This is a genomic window from Microbacterium sp. SWDP-B6, from assembly GCF_059803615.1.
In genome coordinates, this window is sequence record NZ_JAPFGV010000013.1 from 1 (window position 1) to 18,906 (window position 18,906).

Sequence of the window (18,906 nt, forward strand, 5' to 3'; positions counted from 1 at the left end):
CCCCCGCAGCCCGCTGCGCCGTGACGGCGGCTCCCCCGACCGCGGCGAGCCCCAGCGAGAGCACCGCTGCGACCGAGAGAACACCGGCCGCGAGAGCAGAGCCCGCCATCAGCCGCTCTCCGCTGCGATGGTCGACATCAGAGTCCTCCGGAGAGTGCACAGCTGAACGCCTGCAGCGGGATTCGGACGAAGCCGCCGATCGCGACGTCGGCGTGCGCCTTCACGCAGACGAGGTCTCCGGATGAGCTGCTCGACATTCCGGCGCCAGGAACCGCGGTCGACACTGCATGTGAGGCCCGGCCCGCGTCCTCCCCTCGGCCGAGGAGGCGCGCGGCGTCGGCCGATGCGTCCTGGAGCGCGACCTGACGAGCGGCCGCGCCCAGCGCACCGGCCCCGAGCAGAAGAGTGAGGACCACCGCGGGCAGCGCGAGTGCGAGCTCGGCGGCCACCGACCCCCGCTCGCCGTCACGACCGGCGCTCATCACGACACCGTGAGCGCCCGACGCACCAGGTCGGTGAGGATGCCGCGCACCTCATCCGACCTCATGATGACGACGAGCAGCCCGGCGAAGGCCACAGCGGCCATCGTCGTGATCGCGTACTCGGCGGTGGCGGCGCCGCTGTCGTCTCCGAACAGCGTCGCGGAACGGCGCCGAGTGAGCGGAGGGAGTGTGTTCATGGGTTCCTTCTTTCTGTGTGCGGATGCGCGTGCATCCTGTGGTCGGCGGCCGTCAGAGCGGCAGCGGGGTCGAGAGGAGCACGCTCAGCAGCAGCGGGGCGACTCCCAGCAGAAGAAATGCCGGCAGCGTGCAGACTCCGAGCGGGATCAGCAGCGTCGTCGAGAGCTTCGCCGCGCGGAGGCGGCCGTCGATGCGGGATGCGTGCCGCTCCTGCCCGGCGGAGGCGCGGAGGAGTTCGCCGGCCGGCACCCCCGCGGCGTGCGACAGCTCGAGCACCGCGCGGACTCGCGCGTCATCTCCGCGATGAGACGCGGGACTCTCCGCGACGAGGCGCAGGGCCCGATCGATGGAGGCGCCGCCGGAGAGAGCGACGGCGATGAGCTCCGCCTGCATCCCCGGAGTGCCCGGCTCGGGTCGCGCGTTCCGAAGCAGTCGGTTCGTCCAGCCTCGGGCAGCGAGCACGAGGAGAAGCCCGGCCACGACGCAGGCCGCTCCCGCAGGCGTCCCGAAGATGACACCGAGAGTGTCGAAGCCGAGGGCGAAACCGAGCAGCAGACCGGCGAACGGCATCCACAGGAGCAGCCGCGCGGTTCCCGCCGGTTCAGCGAGAGCGATGCGCACATCATCGGCGGCGGACGCGGCGTCGCGAAGCGTCTCCGCGATCATGCGCAGCACATCGGCCAGAGGCGCCCCGACGGTGGTCGCCACCTCCCACGCCGCAGCGAGGTCTCGCCACGGGCCGCCCTCGGCCTCGATCGCGGCGATGAGCGAGACGCCGCCGTCGACTCGCTCCACAACCGATGCGGCGTGCGCGTCGCCGATCGAGGCGAGGTGCCTCCAGGCGACCAACGGCACCGCTCCGGCCTGCAGCAGCACGGCGAGCGTCTGCACCGCGGTCGCCGCGTCTGTTCCGGCGTCGGGGGCGCTTCTCCGTCGAGCGCTCACCACGGTCGCACCTCCTCGATGCCCAGCCGGTCTCCAGTGAGCGCGAGCACCCCCGCCTGCGCGATGCGTCGCCGCCCTCCGGGCGCCCTGTCGAGGTGCAGAACGATCGTGAACGCGCTCACCGCCTGGCGCGCGAGCGCCGTGGCGTCCATGGATGCGAGCGCGCCGAGTGCCTCGAGCCGGGCCGGCACATCGCTCAGACCGCTCGCGTGGAGGGTTCCGGCGCCGCCATCGTGTCCGGTGTTCAGAGCTGTCAGCAGCTCCCTCACCTCCTCGCCTCGGCACTCACCGACCACGAGACGGTCGGGGCGCATGCGCAGCGACTCGCGGACCAGCCGTGCGAGACTGATGCCGCCGGCGCCCTCGAGGTTCGGCTGTCGCGCCTCGAGAGCGACATGGTGGGGGTGCTGCGGGCGCAGCTCGGCGACGTCCTCGATCGTGACGATGCGCTCGGAGGTCGGCGCGGCCGACAGCAGCGCCGACAGCAGAGTCGTCTTGCCTGTGCCGGTGCCGCCGGTGATGAGGATGTTGGCGCGCTCAGCCACCAGACCGAGGAGCCAGCTGTGCTGCCTGGCGTCGAAGGCGCCGAGCTCCGCCAACGCATCGAGATCCGCGGCGCGCACTCTGGGCACACGGATCGATAGAGCCGTCCCCGAGGTCGAGATGGGCGCGAGGATGGCATGCACCCGGATGCCGGACTCGAGCCTCACGTCGACGCACGGTGCCTGATCGTCGAGATGGCGACCGCCGAGACCGACGAGCGCGACCGCGAGATCGCGAACCTCCCGCTCGGACGCGCTCCACCCGTGCACCGCCTCGGCGCCGCGCCCCCGGTCGATGAACAGCCCTGAGGCGCCGTTGACGAAGATGTCGGTGACCTCGTCGTCAGCGCAGTGCTCTGCGAGCGGACCGAAGACGGGATCGACCTGCAGCGGCGTGCGACCACCCCGTTCGGCGCCGTCGACGAGAGGCGACGTGCCGCGCGGCTGGATGACGAAGGGATCGGGCATCCCCCGAAGCTAGGCGCCGCGCTCAGCGCGCGACCCCCGCGTCGAGCGGCTCGGACGGCGTCTGTGGGCAACCCCGCCCGGGCGTTCAGCGTGCAGAGCAGGTCGCGAAGACGGACATGAGGAGTGAGCCCGACGTGGGAGCGCTCCCGAAAAAGAGAGGGCGGCATCTCACGGGGGGAATGAGATGCCGCCCACGGCGTCCCTCATGGGGGAATCGGGCACGCCAAGGCCAGAATGATAATTCGGCTGTCGTCGAGTGTACGCAAGGCGACCGTCCTGACAAAACCGGCCGGACTACCTACTTTCGGCAGTATGCGATGTCCCTGCCCGAGGCTAGATTCGCCCTGACCTGATCGCGTGCAGACGCGTTCATGCCCGCACGACCTGCCACGCCGCAAAGGAGCGCCTGCCGATGAGCAGCCAGATCGATCATCTTCTCGATGAGACCCGCCAGTTCCCGCCCTCCGAGGAGTTCGTCGCGCAGTCGGTCTCGTCCCCCGCGCTGTACGAGAGCGCTGCTGCAGACCGCGAGGCCTTCTGGGCCGCGCAGTCCGCCGAACTGCTCGAATGGCACAAGCCGTTCACCCGTGTGCTCGACTGGTCGACCCCTCCGTTCGCGAAGTGGTTCGACGACGGCGAGCTGAACGTGGCCTACAACTGCCTCGACCGCCATGTCGAAGCGGGCAACGGCGATCGCGTCGCCCTGCACTGGGAAGGCGAACCGGGCGACTCACGCACCATCACCTACGCAGAGCTCACCGACGAGGTCAAGCGCGTCGCCAACGTGCTCGAGGGCCTCGGCGTCGGCCACGGAGACCGCGTCGCGATCTACCTGCCGATGATCCCCGAGGCGGTCGCGTCGATGCTCGCCGTCGCTCGCGTCGGAGCCATCCACTCGGTCGTGTTCGGCGGTTTCAGCGCCGACAGCCTGCGGTCGCGCATCGACGACGCGGGCGCCAAGCTCGTCATCACCGCCGACGGCGGATACCGCAAGGGCCGCGTCTCGGCGCTGAAGCCGGCCGTCGACCAGGCCCTCGCGGACCGCGGAGACGGCGAGCAGCAGACCGTCGAGCACGTGCTCGTCGTCAAGCGCGGCGAGAACGAGGTCGACTGGCAGGACGGCCGCGACCTCTGGTGGCACGAGGTTGTTCCTGCCGCGTCGCCCGAGCACACCGCCGAGGCCTTCCCCGCCGAGAACCCGCTGTTCATCCTCTACACCTCGGGTACGACGGGAAAGCCCAAGGGCATCCTGCACACCTCGGGCGGGTACCTCACCCAGGCCGCGTACTCGCACAAATACGTGTTCGACCTGCACCCCGAGACCGACGTCTACTGGTGCACGGCCGACATCGGATGGATCACCGGGCACAGCTACGTCACCTACGGCCCGCTCGCGAACGGCGCGACCCAGGTGATCTACGAGGGCACGCCCGACGCCCCGCACCCCGGCCGCTGGTGGGAGATCATCGAGAAGTACAAGGTCTCGATCTTCTACACGGCGCCGACCGCGATCCGCTCGTTCATGAAGATCGGCCGCAGCGTCCCCGCGAAGTTCGACCTGTCGTCGCTGCGTCTGCTCGGCTCGGTCGGCGAGCCCATCAACCCCGAGGCCTGGATCTGGTACCGCGACGTGATCGGTGCGGGCACGACCCCCATCGTCGACACCTGGTGGCAGACCGAGACGGGCGCGATCATGGTCTCGGCGCTCCCCGGCGTCACCGCGACCAAGCCGGGCTCCGCGCAGGTTCCGCTCCCCGGCATCTCGATCGACGTCGTCGATGAGACCGGCGCCGAGGTGGGCAACGGCAACGGCGGCCTCCTGGTGGTCACCGAGCCGTGGCCGAGCATGCTGCGTGGCATCTGGGGCGACCCGGAGCGCTACAAGGAGACGTATTGGGAGAAGTTCGAGGAGCAGGGCTACTACTTCGCGGGCGACGGAGCTCGCCTCGACGAGGACGGCGACCTGTGGCTGCTCGGGCGGGTGGACGACGTGATGAACGTCTCGGGCCACCGCCTCTCGACCGCCGAGATCGAGTCGTCGCTCGTCGCTCACGAGGCGACGGCAGAGGCCGCGGTGGTGGGCGCCGCCGACGAGACCACGGGCCAGGCGGTCGTCGCATTCGTGATCATCAAGGAGAGCTACCTCTCGGCCCATGACCCTGCCGGTCTCGCTCAGCAGCTGCGCCTCTGGGTCGGCGAGCAGATCGGTGCGATCGCACGCCCCCGCGACGTGTACATCGTCGGCGAGCTGCCGAAGACCCGCTCGGGCAAGATCATGCGGCGCCTGCTGCGCGACGTCGCTGAGGGCCGCGAGGTCGGCGACACCACGACCCTCGCAGACACCGCCGTGATGAGCATCATCTCGGCTCAGGTCAAATAGGGCGGATGCAGAAACGCCCCCTCCCGATCCGGGAGGGGGCGTTCTTCATGTTCGGGTCAGGCGAGGATGAACGTGACCTCGACCTCGACCGGGCTGTCGAGCGGCAGCACCGGCACGCCGACAGCCGCGCGCGCATGGCGACCGGCGTCGCCGAAGATCTCGCCGAGCACGAGGCTCGCACCGTTGACGACGCCGGGCTGGCCGGTGAAGTCGGGCGTGGACGCCACGAACCCGCCGAGCCGCAGCACTCCGCCGATCCTGTCGACCCCGCCGGCGGCGTCGGCGGCCGCAGCGAGGGCGTTCAGCGCGCAGGTGCGGGCGTAGTCGTTCGCGTCTTCAGCGCTGACCTCGGCGCCGACCTTGCCCGTCGCAGGAAGCTGACCTGCGGTGAACGGCAGCTGACCGGAGGTGTAGACGAGCCCGGCGTGGACGACCGCCGGAACGTAGGCGGCGACGGGTGCCGCCACCGCCGGAAGCTCGATGCCGAGCTCGGTCAGACGCTGAGAGAGGCTCACGCGGCGCCCCCTTCGAACTGGCGCGACGCCTCGGCGGCGGCCGCGAGACCGGCGTTGCCAGCGGCATCCGCCGACACAGGACGCTTGAAGTAGGCCACGAGCCCGCCCTCGGGCCCCTGGATGACCTGCACGAGCTCCCAGCCCTGCTTGCCCCAGTTGTTGAGGATCGCAGCGGTGTTGTGGATCAGCAGCGGGGTGGTGAGGTACTCCCACGTGGTCATGGCTCTCCTGTCTGGCGGCATCCGCGATGGCGGCTGCGTCAAAGGCGGTATTCAGGGAACTCCCCTACGATCTAGCGTATGCCTCAAAAGAATCGCACGGTGAAAGGTGCGCTCGGCGGAGTCCTCGGACTCGTCGGGCTGAGCACCGTCGCCGGTCTCCTCGTCGCGGCCAGCGTCACCCCTGTGCTCGCCATGACCGGTATCGCCGGGTCGCAGGCCCTCACCATCTTCGAGGACCTCCCCGAGAACCTCCAGGTCGGCGCTCCGATGCAGCAGTCCACCATCTACGCGACCGGTCTCGACGGCAACCCCGTCGCTCTGGCGTCGTTCTACGAGCAGAAGCGCATCCCGGTCGCCTACGACCAGGTGGCACCCGTGATGTACGACGCGATCCTCTCGAGCGAGGACAAGAACTTCTACACGCACGGCGGGATCAACCTCGGCGCGACGATCAAGGCCGCAGTCGGGAACGTCGCGGGCACGACCGATCGAGGCGCCTCCACGATCACGCAGCAGTACGTGAAGAACGTCCAGGTTCAGGAGTGCGAACAGGACGTCGACCCCGGAGCCGAGGACTACTCGACGCAGATCGAGCAGTGCTTCCTCGATGCGGCAGTCGCGAAGGGCGGCGAGGGCGTCGAGCGCAAGCTGCAGGAGATGCGCTACGCGTTGAAGATCGAGAAGGAGTACTCGAAGAACGAGATCCTTCTCGGCTACCTCAACATCGCCAACTTCGGCGGCACCATCTACGGCATCGAAGCCGCAGCGAACCGCTACTTCTCGACCACGGCGGCGAACCTCACCCTCGCTCAGGCGGCCACGATCGCCGGCATGGTCCAGGAGCCCAACAGGTTCCGCATCGACCGCCCGGGCGGGATCTGGACCGATGACGCCGGAGTGGCGCACAACGGAGATGCCGACGGCTACAAGGACACGAAGGACCGCAGGGACTACGTCCTCGACCGGATGCTGCTCGACGCCAAGATCACGCAGGCCGCGCATGACGAGGCTGTGGCCACGCCGATCACCCCGGTGCTCAGCGAGCCCCAGCAGGGTTGCGGGGCCGCAGGCGACAACGCCTACTTCTGCCAGTACGTGAAGGCCGTCATCGAGAACGACGAGGCCTTCGGCGCCACCGCGGAGGAGCGTCGCGCGAACCTGCGTCGCGGAGGCATGGAGATCTACACCTCGCTCGACATGCGCGTGCAGCAGACCGCGATCGACGCGGTGAGGTCGCAGGTCCCGCAGGCGATGCCCGGGATCCTGGTCGGCGGCACCGGAGTGTCGGTCGAAGCATCCACCGGTCGCATCCTCGCGATGGCCCAGAACACCGTCTTCAACGAGACGACCGAAGCCAACCTCGCCGCCGGCGAGACCTCACAGGTCTTCGCTGCCGACAAGGCGCACGGCGGCTCGACCTACGGGTTCGAGACCGGATCGACGTACAAGCTCTTCACCCTTCTGAGCTGGCTCGAGTCAGGACACTCGGTGAACCAGGTGCTCGACGGCCGCCTCAAGACCTTCAGCCCCTTCACGAAGTGCGGCGACAGGGTCACGAACAGCGCCAAGATCAACAACTTCGGGAACTCGGGCGGGTCGGTGGGCAGCGTTCGGCAGTTCACTGCGCAGTCGCTGAACACCGGCTTCCTCGCGATGGCGCAGCAGCTCGACCTCTGCGACATCAACGAGGTCGCCAAGAGGCTCGGCGTCCACTACGGCAACGGCGATGACATCACGGTCGGTGGAACCACCTCCAACACCGCCCCGAACGATCCGTTCCCGACGGTCCTCGGCTCGAAGAGCGTGGCCCCGCTGCAGATGGCAGGCGCCTACGCGACTGTCGCCAACAACGGCGTCTACTGCGAGCCGCGCGTGATCGACCGGGTCATCGGTGAGAACGGAGCGGAGATCACGCCTCCTGCGCAGAACTGCTCCCAGCAGCTCACTCCCGAGGTGGCAGCCACCGCGGCGTTCGCGCTGCGCGGCGTGATGGAGGGGAACGGCACGGGAACGCGGGCGAACCCGTTCGACGGCACCCAGCTGATCGGCAAGACCGGTACCGCCGAGAAGGAGCACACGATGCTCGTCGAGTCGAGCACCAAGGTCACCACTGCGGTGTGGGTGGGAAACATCGACGGCCGCGTGCCGCTGAACGACTTCCGCAACGGCGATGGCACCCGACTCGGCGACATCCGCTACGGTCTCGCCAGGGCGATCCAGGGAGCCGCGAATGCCGTCTACCCCGCTGACCAGTTCCCCCGGCCCGACGACAAGCTCGTTCGTCAGGTGCTGACGGACGTTCCCGATGTCGTGGGCAAGTCGGTCGGCGAGGCGAGCTCGCTCATCGAAGCAGCGGGCTTCACCGCAGCCGTCGGCCCGGCCGTCGACGGCCCCGCAGGTGACGTGATCATGGCTCAGGACCCGTCCGGACAGGCCCCCAGCGGCGCGACCATCACGATCTCACCCAGCAATGGCCAGGGTGCGACCGTGCCGGACATCACCGGGCAGTCGAAGTCCGAAGCGCAGAGCGCGCTGTTCGGCGCAGGGTTCTCGTCGATCGATTTCGACGGATCGTGCAACGGACAGAACGCCTCCGTGACCTCGACCGACCCGGCAGCGAACACCGCGACCACCAAGAGCACCTCCATCAAGGTCAGCTGCAAGTGACGTCACGCCATGCGGCACACCCGGCCCTCATCGCGCTCGGCGCGGTGGGGGCCGCTGGTGCTGCGGCCGCCGTCTGGGGCATCGGCATCGAGCGCTACCTGTTCACGGTGCGCGAGGCGACGGCATCCGCTCTCGCGCCCGGCTCAGCCCCGCTGCGCGTGCTGCACATCTCGGATGCACACATGGCTCCGTGGCAGCATCGCAAGCAGGACTGGCTCGCCTCGCTCGCGCAGCTGAAGCCCGATCTCATCATCAACACGGGCGACAACCTGGGGCATCGCGATGGCCTCACGGGGATTCGCCGAGCCTTCGAGCCCCTCGCCGGCATCCCCGGCGTCTTCGTGCACGGCTCGAACGACGTGATCGGCCCGTCGCCGCGCAATCCGATCCGGTACTTCGCGGGCCCGTCGGAGCGACCGCGAGAGCTGAACTTCCTCGACACCGATGCGATGGACGCCTACTTCACCGACGAGCTCGGATGGACGAGTCTGAACAACGCCGCTGCGCGGCTCACGGTCGCCGGCAACCCGCTCGACCTCTTCGGCGTGAGCGACGCGCACTGCGACTGGGATCGCCTCGAGGATCTGCCGGGGGCGATCGACTCCCTCGGACCGCGACCCTCCGACACGACCGTGCTCGGGGTCACCCACGCGCCGTATCAGCGCGTACTGAACGGCTTCGTCGACCTCGGTGCCGATGCGGTCTTCGGCGGTCACACGCACGGCGGCCAGGTCTGTCTGCCGGGATTCGGTGCTCTCGTCGCGAACTGCGACATCCCTTTGAAGCAGGCGAAGGGCCTCAGCACGTGGACGCAGGGCGACCGCACGGTTCCGCTCAACGTCAGCGCCGGCTGCGGGCACTCGATCTACGCACCGGTGCGATTCGCATGCCGCCCGGAGGCGACGCTGCTCACGCTGACGGCGCGCGGTTGACGCCTCGATTCGGTGCTGAGAGCTTTTCGCTGTAGACTCGGAGGGTTGCAAAACGGGGTGTGGCGCAGCTTGGTAGCGCGCTTCGTTCGGGACGAAGAGGTCGCAGGTTCAAATCCTGTCACCCCGACCAGTAACACCGGAAGGCCGTCCTCACGGGCGGCCTTCTCTGTATCCGTCCCGAGGTGAAAGGCACCGTGTGAGTCGTCTGCTCCCTCCCCCGCGCCGGCTCACCCGCGGTATCGCGCTCGCTCTCGGCATCCCGTTCTTCGTCGGTCTGGCGCTGCTCACACTCACGCCCGAGCGCGTCGAGAAGTCGATGCCGAACCTGCTCGATCTCGTGCTGTCGGCCGCGCACCGCCTCGGGTGGGAGTCTCTCGATTTCACGCGCCTGGAGATCATCGCCAACGTGCTGGTGTTCGTGCCCATCGGCATCCTCGCGTTCCTCCTCGTGCCGCGCCGCTTCTGGCCACTGGCGATCGTGCTCGGACCGGCGCTATCGCTCTCGATCGAAGTTCTCCAGCGGCTCGTGCTGCCCCACCGTGCGGCCACCCTCACCGACGTGGTCGCGAACTCCGGCGGCGCCCTGATCGGAGTCGCCCTCGCGATCATCGGCACGCTGCTCTTCGCACCGCGTCTCTCTCAGCATCGCCCGTCTACGCTGGAGGCATCATGACCTCGCCTGCACTCGTCGCCTTCGACCTCGACGACACCCTCGCCCCGTCGAAAGAGCCCATCGACGCGCGGATGGTCTCGCTGCTGCTCGCGCTGCTGCAGAAGGTCGATGTCGCGATCATCTCGGGCGGCAACGAGGCGCAGTTCCGCGCACAGGTGGTCGCTCGGCTCGGAGCCATCGATGACGAGTCCGCCGCACGTCTGCATCTGCTGCCGACCTGCGGCACCCGATACCTGCGGCACGACGGCTCGGACTTCTCACCTCTCTACGCCCACGACCTCACCGCCGAGCAGAAGTCCGACGCCTTCACCGCACTGCGCGAAGAGGCGGAGCGCCTCGGACTCTGGGAGGCGCAGCCCTGGGGCGAGATCGTCGAAGACCGAGGATCTCAGATCACCTTCTCGGCGCTCGGGCAGAAGGCTCCCCGCGAGGCGAAACACGACTGGGACCCATCGGGTGCGAAACGTGAGGCGCTTCGAGACGCCGTGGCCGCGCGACTCCCCGACCTCGAGGTGCGATCCGGCGGCTCGACCTCGATCGACATCACCCTCGCCGGCATCGACAAGGCGTTCGGCATGAAGCAGCTCGCCGAGCACACGAGCATCCCGCTCGGCTCGATGCTCTTCTACGGCGACCGGCTCGACGAGGGCGGCAACGACTACCCCGTGCTGGCGATCGGAGTGCCCTCCGTGGCCGTGGAGGGCTGGGAGGACACCGCCGACAAGCTCGACGAGCTTCTGCGGACTCTCTGACCCTCGACGTCAGCATCCGCGCACCCCGCGCGGAGGAGTTCTAGCATGTCGGTATGGAACCGCTGCTGATCGTCGTCTGGACCGCGGGCGTCGCGAGCGCGGCATGTTGGCTGCTCTCACTCGTGACCCGTGACACCTCCTGGGTGGACCGTGCGTGGTCGATCGTGCCCGTGGTCTACCTCTGGATCTTCGCGGGATCGGCCATCGCGAGCGGCGAGGATGCCGGTCGCCTGGTGCTGATGGCATCCCTCGTGACCGCGTGGGGTGTGCGGCTGACGTTCAACTTCGCCCGCAAGGGCGGGTACACCGGCATGGAGGACTACCGATGGGCGATCCTGCGGCGCCGGATGAAACCCTGGCAGTTCCAGATCTTCAATCTGCTGTTCATCGTCGTCTACCAGATGACGCTGCTCGTGCTGATCACTCTGCCCGCCGAGATCGCGCTGCAGAACCCCGCCCCGCTGAACGCGTGGGACCTCGTCTTCGGCGCCCTCTTCCTCGCGCTGCTGGTCGGCGAGACGCTCGCCGACCGCGAGCAGTGGGAGTTCCACCGGCGAAAGAAGCAGGCCGGCGGCACACTGGCCCCTGGCTTCGCCACGGAGGGACTGTTCCGCTACAGCCGCCACCCCAACTTCTTCTTCGAGCAGAGCCAGTGGTGGGTGCTCTACGCGATCGGGGCGAGCGCCGCCGTGGCATCGGGTGCAGGCTTTCTCGGCGGCGCGATCAACTGGACGATCATCGGCCCGATCCTGCTCAGCGTCCTGTTCGTCGGGTCGACGATCTTCACCGAGTCCATCACTGCAGGAAAGTACCCGGCGTACGCCGACTATCGCCGCAGCACGTCGATGATCATCCCCTGGCCGCCGCGGGCGCGGCCGGTCACCGAGCCCGCGGCCTGACTCCGAAGTACGTCAGCGCACCACCGCGTCGGAGGCCGTGCGCGTCACCGGCACGAGGCGGGTGAGCTGCGTGACGTGCGAGGGCTCGAGCTCGGCGAGCGAGGCGACGCCCAGAAGCCGCATGGTGCGCTCGATCTCGGTGCGCAGGATCTCGATCGTCCGATCGACACCCGCACGCCCACCCGCCATGAGGCCGTAGAGATAGGCGCGACCGATCAGGGTGAAGTCCGCGCCGAGCGCCACCGCCGCCACGATGTCCGCGCCGTTCATGATCCCGGTGTCGACCATGACGGTGAAGTCGTCGCCCACCGCCCTGCGGACCTCGGGAAGGAGGTGGAACGGGATGGGCGCGCGGTCGAGCTGGCGCCCGCCGTGGTTGGAGAGCACGATGCCGTCGACGCCGGCGTCACGCAGCCGCATCGAGTCCTCGACGTTCTGCACTCCCTTGATCACGATCTTGCCGGGCCAGATGTCGCGGATCACGGCGAGGTCGTCGTAGCTGATGGTCGGGTCCATGGCGGCGTCGAGAAGCTCGCCGACCGTGCCGCCGGTGGTGCTCAGCGAGGCGAACTCGAGCTTGGGCGTCGTGAGGAAGTCGTACCACCACCATGGCCGAGGGATCGCGTTGATGATCGTGCCGAGAGTCAGCTGCGGCGGGATGCTGAAGCCGTTGCGCTTGTCACGCAGCCGCGCGCCGGCCACAGGCGTGTCGACCGTGAACTGCAGGGTGTCGAAGCCCGCTGCCGCTGCACGACGGGTGAGCTCGTACGAGATCTCACGATCGCGCATGACGTAGAGCTGGAACCAGTTGCGGCCGTGCGGGTTGGCAGCCTTCACGCCCTCGATCGACGTCGTGCCGAGCGTCGACAGCGTGAACGGGATGCCGGCCGCCGCTGCGGCCCCCGCACCGGCGACCTCGCCCTCGGTCTGCATGAGACGCGTGAACCCGGTCGGGGCGATGCCGAACGGCAGCGCCGACGGGCCGCCGAGGATGTCGACCGAGGTATCCACCGACGGAGCCGGACGAAGGATGCCGGGGTGGAACTCCACGTCCTGGAACGCCTGCCGAGCACGCGTGAGCGACAGCTCGCCCTCGGCCGCGCCGTCGGTGTAGTCGAACGCCGCCTTCGGGGTGCGACGCTTCGCGATCGTGCGCAGGTCGTCGATCGTGAGCGCCGAGTCGAGACGGCGCTTCTTGCCGTTGAACTCGGGCTTCTTGAACTTCATCAGGTCGAGAAGCTCTGCGGGGTTGGGAACCTGGCGCTGGACCATGGCTTTCCTCTCAGTCAGTGGGTCGGGTGCTGCGGGTCAGCCCCGCCGCGGTGTAGTAGCCGGTGATGTGTGCGCGCACGAGGGACCGGGCCGTCGTGGCGTCGCCCGCTTCGATGGCGTCGATGATGGCCCGGTGCTCGGCGCGGAGGACGTCAGCCATGGCGCCCCAGTCGTCGATCGCGGCGGCGCCCTGCTGCACGTACGACTCGATGGCCGTGCGCAGCCCCGCCATGATCGCCGCGACCACGCTGTTACCGCTGGACTCGGCGAGTGCGAGGTGCAGCTGTGCGTCGAGCGCGAGGAACTCGGCGGGCGTGAGCGCGCGGGCGTCCATCGCCTCGAGCACTCGGTGCGCGCCGACGAGGTCGGGGGCATCCTGACCTGCCAGCGCGGCGGCCACGGCGTCTTCGAGCAGCAGACGGGTCTGCACCACATCCGCGAGCGGGAATCCCTGTGCGGCGACCTGGAGACGCAGCAGCGTCGACATGCCGCCGGTCGGCGTGGCGATCACGATCGCACCGGACTGCGGCCCTGAGCCGGTGGACGTGCGGATCAGGCCCATCACCTCGAGCACGCGCAGAGCCTCGCGAACGCTGGAGCGGCCGACCCCGAGGTCGGCGGCGAGGTCGCGTTCGGAGGCGAGTCGGTCGCCGGGACCGATTCGCCCGTCGAGGAGATCTCGCTCGACGCGCTCGAGCACGAGGCGCCAGGCGCGTGCAGGCTGCTCCGGCATCCGCTTTCCTCGTCGTTCGCGTTCGGTGGCGTCAGCAAGGCGCCCTGTGTGGTCTGACCACAGTAGCGCGTGTGGTCAGACCACGCAATCGCCGTTCACAATTCAGCAGGAACACCGCGATCGCGGCCGCACCGGGCCGCGGCACGTGATTCCGCGAGAGCTCATGCTGAACTGTGGACGGCAGCCCGTCGTCACGGCACACAGAACCAGCGCACAGCGTCCACCGGACGCGCTGCGCCGAGTTGTCGAGCGGGCTCTCAGCCCAGGCGCCCGCCGGACTCCTCGAGGTAGCACGCACCGCACAGCGACTCGTACGTGGTGATCTCCGGCGCCGCCGACCCGTCGGCGCCCTCGTCGATGGCGACCTGATCGCCGTCGAAGACGAAGCGCCCGCCGACCACCCGGCCGTTGAAGACGGCCTTGCGCCCGCAGCGGCAGATGGTCTTCAGCTCTTCGAGAGAGTGCGCGATGGCGAGCAGCCGCGCGGAGCCGGGGAACGCGTGGGTGAGGAAGTCGTTGCGGATCCCGTAGGCGATCACCGGGATGCCGTCTTCGATCGCGATGCGGAAGAGATCGTCGACCTGCTCAGAGGTGAGGAACTGCGCCTCATCGATCAGAAGGCACGCGACGTCGAGCGCTCCCCCTGTGAGGTGCTCACCTGCAGCCGCGCTGCGCACCGCCGTCCGATGCTCGGCGAACAGCGCACGGGCGTCGACATCGGGGGCGATGAGGAAGTCGACCTCTCGGGTGACGCCCAGACGGCTCGCGATCTCGGATGCGCCCTTGGTGTCGATCGCGGGCTTGGCGAGCAGCACGTGCTGACCGCGTTCCTCGTAGTTGTACGCGGCCTGGAGCAGCGAGGTGGACTTGCCCGAGTTCATCGCCCCGTAGCGGAAGTAGAGCTTCGCCACCGGGGAGCTACTCGTTGATGCCGAGAGTGGCCGCTGTCGCCGCGGTGGACTTCGCCGCCAGCTCTGGATCCTTGTTCAGCTGCTCGCCGAACGTGGGGATGAGCTCACGCAGCTCGGACTCCCACCCGGGGTACTCGTTGGGGAAGCACTTCTTGAGCAGATCGAGCATGATCGGCACGGCAGTGGAGGCACCGGGCGACGCACCGAGCAGACCGGCGATCGAGCCGTCGGCAGCCGAGACGACCTCGGTGCCGAACTGCAGGATGCCGCCCTTCTTGGGATCCTTCTTCATGACCTGGGCGCGCTGACCTGCGTCGATGAGGGTCCAGTCCTCGTCCTTCGCGGTCGGCATGAACGTGCGCAGGCTGTCGACCTTCTTCGCATGGTTCTTGAGCAGCTCGCCGACCAGGTAGGTGATGAGGTCGGGGTTCGCGAAGGCGACCCGCAGCATCGGCCACAGGTTGTGCGTGCGCACCTGCGACACGATGTCGAGCATCGAGCCGTTCTTGAGGAACTTGGGGCTGAACGTCGCGAACGGCCCGAACATCAGCGAGGCCTCGCCATCGACCACGCGCGTGTCGAGGTGCGGCACCGACATGGGCGGTGCTCCGACGGACGCCTGCGAGTAGACCTTGGCCTTGTGCTGGGCGACGATCTTCGGGTTCGAGGTCTTGAGGAACTGCCCGCCGATCGGGAACACGCCGTACCCCTTGATCTCGGGGATGCCCGACCGCTGCAGCAGCTTGAGAGCCCAGCCGCCCGCGCCGACGAACACGAAGCGCGCCTTGATCTGGTTCGGCGTGCGCCCGATGGTCGTGCGGTAGTTGATGAGCCAGGTGCCGTCCTTCTGCTTCTTCAGGCTCTTGACCTCGTGGTTGGTGCGCAGCGTCACACCCGATTCGGTGAGGTGATCGAACAGCTGGTGCGTCAGTGCACCGAAGTCGACGTCGGTTCCCGCGGGCACCCGCGTGGCGGCGAACGGCTCGCCCTTGCGGCGCTGCTGCATCAGCAGCGGTGCCCACTTGTTGATGACGCGCGAATCCTCGCTGTACTCGATGCCGTCGAACAGCGGCTGCTTCTTGAGGACCTCGTAGCGGTCCCTGAGGTACTTGACGTCCTTCTCACCGCGGACGAACGTCATGTGCGGGGTCGCGTTGATGAAGGTCGACGGCGCGTCGAGCACTCCCCTGTCGACCAGCGACGACCAGAACTGGCGGCTCTGCTGGAACTGCTCGTTGATCGAGACGGCCTTGGCCGGGTCGAGCGGAGCACCCTTCTGCTGCGGCATGTAGTTCAGCTCGCAGAGGGCCGCGTGGCCTGTGCCCGCGTTGTTCCAGGGGTTGGACGACTCCTGAGCCACATCGGAGAGTCGCTCGAAGGCGACGATCTTCCAATCCGGCTGCAATTCGTGCAGCAGGGTACCCAGGGTGGCGCTCATGATGCCACCACCGATCAAGACGACATCGACGGTTTCGGTCACCGGAACAGTCTAGTTCGAGGTCACGGCACTGCTGACCACGCGGGCCGGCCTGACCAGACCGGTTCCGCATGACGGAGATGCGGTCAGGCTATGACGGCCAGGCGCTCAGCGAGGATCTCGGCGATCTGCACGGCGTTCAGCGCCGCGCCCTTGCGCAGGTTGTCGTTGCTGATGAACAGCACGAGACCCTTGTTCTCGGGTGCGGACTGGTCGGCGCGGATGCGGCCCACGAAGCTCGGGTCCTTGCCCGCCGCCTGCAGCGGGGTGGGCACCTCTTCGAGGACGACGCCGGGCGCTGCGGACAGCACCTCGGTGGCGCGCGCGGGGGTGATGTCTCTCGCGAACTCGACGTTGATCGAGAGGGAGTGGCCAGTGAAGACCGGCACACGCACGCAGGTGCCGGCGACGCGCAGATCGGGAAGCTCGAGGATCTTGCGGCTCTCGTTGCGAAGCTTCTTCTCTTCGTCGGTCTCGTTCTGGCCGTCGTCGACGAGGTTGCCCGCGAACGGGATGACGTCGAAGGCGATCGGGGCGATGTACTTCTCGGGCTCGGGGAAGTCGATGGACGAGCCGTCGTGCACGAGACGCAGTGTGTCGCCCTGGGCGAGCACGCCCTCGACCTGGCCGAGGAGCTCCTGGGCACCGGCGAGACCGGAGCCGGAGACGGCCTGGTAGGTCGAGACGATGAGCCGCTCGAGGCCGGCTTCGGCATCCAAGGCCTTCAGCGCCGGCATCGCGGCCATCGTGGTGCAGTTCGGGTTCGCGATGATGCCGCGAGGGCGTTCGTCGATCGCATGCGGGTTGACCTCGCTGACGACGAGCGGAACCTCGGGGTCGTTGCGCCAGGCGCTGGAGTTGTCGACGACGACGGCTCCGGCCTCGGCGAATCGCGGAGCGTACGCCCGGCTGGCGGTCGCACCGGCCGAGAAGAGGGCGATGTCGATGCCCCCGGCATCCGCGGTCTCGACGTCTTCGACGATGACCGTCGCTCCGCCGAACTCGATGGCCGTGCCCGCGGAGCGCGACGACGAGAACAGGCGCAGCTCGCGAATCGGGAAGGATCGCTCGATGAGAATCTCGCGCATCACGGTGCCCACCTGGCCGGTGGCGCCCACGATGGCGACGGAGAGTCCTGAGTCGGAGATGCGGGTCATGATGTTCCTTGGCGTCGTGCAGTGCTGCATGCGAGGCTTCGGGCGCGACGTCGGGGTGCGGATGCCGCGCCTGGCGCCGATGTCAGGGTTTCGGTGAGTCTATCGTGCCGTGCGCCGGTCGAGGACCGTCGCGGCCGCCGACCCGCTGGCCGGCGGCCGGCGGGCCGGCGTGGTACGACCGGCTGGACGATTCCCGCCCGGCGGTCAGTACCCGGGCGGAGCGTCAGCCCAGCGGGGATATCCCCGCCGTCCGTGCTCGATCAGCGGCCGGTGCCGGCGTGGACGGTCGCCTCGGCGTCGCCGTCGAGTCCGTACGCGGTGTGCACGGTGCGGGCGGCCTCGGCCAGGTCTGTGTCTCGGAGCACGACCGAGATGCGGATCTCGGAGGTCGAGATCATCTCGATGTTGATGCCACCGGCCGACAGCGCTTCGAACAGCACCGCCGAGACACCGGAGTGCGTGCGCATGCCGGCGCCCACGACCGACAGCTTGCCGATCTGGTCGTCGTGCACGAGGTTCTGGAAGCCGACCTCGGTCTGCTCTCCCGCGAGCGCCTTGAGCGCCGCGGCCGAGTCGGCCTTGGGAACCGTGAACGAGATGTCGGTGCGGCCGGTGGCCGACACGTTCTGCACGATCATGTCGACGTTCGCGCCCGATCTGGCGACGATCTTGAAGATCTCCGCGGCCTTGCCCGGAACGTCGGGGACGCCCGCGACAGTGATCTTGGCCTGGCCGAAATCGGTGGCGACACCGGCGACGATCGGTTCTTCCATGGCTGCTGCTCCCTCGGCTTCGCGAGGGTTCTTCATGCCCTCGCCCAGAACGTATGTGCCCTCGGACGACGAGAACGTCGAACGGGCGTGAATCAGGACGCCGTGACGGCGTGCGTACTCGACGGCGCGGATGTAGAGCACCTTGGCCCCGTTGGCGGCGAGTTCGAGCATCTCCTCGCTGCCGATGTGATCGAGTTTCTGCGCCTTCGGGATGACGCGGGGGTCAGCCGTGAAGATTCCGTCGACGTCGCTGTAGATCTCGCAGACATCCGCATCGAGGGCCGCGGCCAGAGCGACGGCCGTCGTGTCGGAGCCGCCACGACCGAGCGTGGTGATGTCGCGGGTGTCGCGGTTGAAGCCCTGGAACCCGGCGACGATGACGATCGCCCCCTCGTCGAGGGCTTCGCGCAGGCGGACGGGCGTGACGTCGACGATGCGCGCCGCGCCGTGCTGCGAGTCGGTGATCATTCCGGCCTGGCTGCCGGTGAACGAACGCGCCTCGAAGCCCATCGAGTGGATGGCCATGGCGAGCAGCGCCATCGAGATGCGCTCACCGCTCGAGAGCAGCATGTCGAGCTCGCGCGGGGCGGGGATCGGCGCGACCTCGTTGGCGAGATCGAGCAGCTCGTCGGTCGTGTCGCCCATCGCGCTCACGGCGACGACGACGTCGTGCCCCGCTCGTCGCGTGTCCACGATGCGCTTGGCGACGCGCTTGATGCTCTCTGCGTCGGCGACTGAGGAGCCGCCGTACTTCTGCACGATGAGGGCCACGTTCACTCCCTGGGATGTCGGGCGGATCCGCCCACCCTCATTCTACGATCGGCGCATATGCGCTTCGTCGCATGTGACGCTGCGGGCGAAGTCAGGGGTGGGCCGGCACAGCTTCGGACCTCGTGACGTAGAGGTCGG

18 protein-coding genes and 1 tRNA gene are annotated in these 18,906 nt (G+C 68.4%); 7 read left to right on the forward strand and 12 right to left on the reverse strand.

Features of this window, described 5'->3' with window-relative positions; genetic code table 11:
• Positions 1-137: 137 nt before the first annotated feature.
• From OPU70_RS14490 to OPU70_RS14505, 4 genes are read right to left on the reverse strand one after another with little or no spacing between them, the layout of a single operon-like run.
• The gene (locus OPU70_RS14490) at positions 138-482 is read right to left on the reverse strand and encodes a TadE family type IV pilus minor pilin (RefSeq protein WP_042539674.1); all 345 of its coding nucleotides are present in this window, start codon (positions 480-482) and stop codon (positions 138-140) included.
• Positions 482-679, reverse strand: coding sequence for a DUF4244 domain-containing protein (locus OPU70_RS14495; RefSeq protein ID WP_042539672.1), 198 nt, complete (start codon positions 677-679; stop codon positions 482-484). The genes OPU70_RS14490 and OPU70_RS14495 overlap by 1 nt, the downstream gene beginning before the upstream one ends.
• A 52-nt stretch (positions 680-731) precedes the next feature.
• Entirely contained in the window at positions 732-1,625 is an 894-nt protein-coding gene (locus OPU70_RS14500) for a type II secretion system F family protein (RefSeq protein ID WP_042539698.1), read from the reverse strand.
• A complete protein-coding gene (locus tag OPU70_RS14505) occupies positions 1,622-2,635 on the reverse strand; it encodes a TadA family conjugal transfer-associated ATPase (RefSeq protein ID WP_498558095.1) in 1,014 nt (337 codons plus the stop codon). Before OPU70_RS14505 ends, OPU70_RS14500 begins: the two co-directional genes overlap by 4 nt.
• Positions 2,636-3,047: 412 nt before the next feature.
• On the opposite strand from OPU70_RS14505, the gene acs reads away from it, so the two are divergent.
• Positions 3,048-5,015: an acetate--CoA ligase gene (acs, locus tag OPU70_RS14510; protein ID WP_498558096.1), complete on the forward strand. Its 1,968-nt coding sequence runs from the start codon at positions 3,048-3,050 to the stop codon at positions 5,013-5,015.
• Positions 5,016-5,071: 56 nt separating this feature from the next.
• Here the strand turns inward: acs and OPU70_RS14515 are convergent, their stop codons facing one another.
• On the reverse strand, positions 5,072-5,530 hold the full coding sequence (locus OPU70_RS14515) for a RidA family protein (protein WP_079113325.1): 459 nt from the start codon (positions 5,528-5,530) through the stop codon (positions 5,072-5,074).
• Entirely contained in the window at positions 5,527-5,751 is a 225-nt protein-coding gene (sp36, locus tag OPU70_RS14520; RefSeq protein WP_042539664.1) for a Sp36 family protein, read from the reverse strand. The genes OPU70_RS14515 and sp36 overlap by 4 nt, the downstream gene beginning before the upstream one ends.
• Positions 5,752-5,829: 78 nt before the next feature.
• Between sp36 and OPU70_RS14525 the strand changes: the two genes are divergently transcribed.
• From OPU70_RS14525 to OPU70_RS14550, 6 genes are all read left to right on the forward strand, one after another.
• A complete protein-coding gene (locus tag OPU70_RS14525) occupies positions 5,830-8,418 on the forward strand; it encodes a transglycosylase domain-containing protein (RefSeq protein ID WP_042539662.1) in 2,589 nt (862 codons plus the stop codon).
• On the forward strand, positions 8,415-9,350 hold the full coding sequence (locus OPU70_RS14530) for a metallophosphoesterase (RefSeq protein ID WP_042539660.1): 936 nt from the start codon (positions 8,415-8,417) through the stop codon (positions 9,348-9,350). Before OPU70_RS14525 ends, OPU70_RS14530 begins: the two co-directional genes overlap by 4 nt.
• 53 nt (positions 9,351-9,403) lie before the next feature.
• Positions 9,404-9,480: transfer RNA gene (locus OPU70_RS14535), tRNA-Pro, on the forward strand.
• Positions 9,481-9,546: 66 nt separating this feature from the next.
• Positions 9,547-10,023, forward strand: coding sequence for a VanZ family protein (locus tag OPU70_RS14540; protein ID WP_498558097.1), 477 nt, complete (start codon positions 9,547-9,549; stop codon positions 10,021-10,023).
• Positions 10,020-10,775 (forward strand): HAD-IIB family hydrolase, encoded by a 756-nt coding sequence (locus tag OPU70_RS14545; RefSeq protein WP_042539658.1) that lies wholly within the window; start codon positions 10,020-10,022, stop codon positions 10,773-10,775. The genes OPU70_RS14540 and OPU70_RS14545 overlap by 4 nt, the downstream gene beginning before the upstream one ends.
• A 53-nt stretch (positions 10,776-10,828) precedes the next feature.
• On the forward strand, positions 10,829-11,674 hold the full coding sequence (locus OPU70_RS14550; protein WP_498558098.1) for a DUF1295 domain-containing protein: 846 nt from the start codon (positions 10,829-10,831) through the stop codon (positions 11,672-11,674).
• Positions 11,675-11,686: 12 nt separating this feature from the next.
• Here OPU70_RS14550 and OPU70_RS14555 read toward each other — a convergent pair whose 3' ends face one another.
• The 6 genes from OPU70_RS14555 to OPU70_RS14580 all read right to left on the reverse strand — a co-directional run bounded on the left by OPU70_RS14555 (position 11,687) and on the right by OPU70_RS14580 (position 18,768).
• Positions 11,687-12,946 carry an alpha-hydroxy acid oxidase gene (locus OPU70_RS14555; protein WP_498558099.1) on the reverse strand — a complete coding sequence of 420 codons (1,260 nt, stop codon included), beginning with the start codon at positions 12,944-12,946 and terminating at the stop codon, positions 11,687-11,689.
• Positions 12,947-12,956: 10 nt separating this feature from the next.
• Positions 12,957-13,679 carry a FadR/GntR family transcriptional regulator gene (locus OPU70_RS14560; protein WP_498558100.1) on the reverse strand — a complete coding sequence of 241 codons (723 nt, stop codon included), beginning with the start codon at positions 13,677-13,679 and terminating at the stop codon, positions 12,957-12,959.
• A 257-nt stretch (positions 13,680-13,936) separates the two neighbouring features.
• Positions 13,937-14,590, reverse strand: a complete 654-nt coding sequence (locus OPU70_RS14565; protein ID WP_042539650.1) for a thymidine kinase — start codon at positions 14,588-14,590, stop codon at positions 13,937-13,939.
• Positions 14,591-14,597: 7 nt separating this feature from the next.
• Positions 14,598-16,070 (reverse strand): malate:quinone oxidoreductase, encoded by a 1,473-nt coding sequence (locus OPU70_RS14570; protein WP_079113328.1) that lies wholly within the window; start codon positions 16,068-16,070, stop codon positions 14,598-14,600.
• Between the two features lie 83 nt (positions 16,071-16,153).
• The gene (locus OPU70_RS14575; protein WP_498558101.1) at positions 16,154-17,224 is read right to left on the reverse strand and encodes an aspartate-semialdehyde dehydrogenase; all 1,071 of its coding nucleotides are present in this window, start codon (positions 17,222-17,224) and stop codon (positions 16,154-16,156) included.
• 260 nt (positions 17,225-17,484) lie between these two features.
• Positions 17,485-18,768, reverse strand: a complete 1,284-nt coding sequence (locus OPU70_RS14580) for an aspartate kinase (RefSeq protein WP_042539694.1) — start codon at positions 18,766-18,768, stop codon at positions 17,485-17,487.
• Positions 18,769-18,906: the final 138 nt, after the last annotated feature.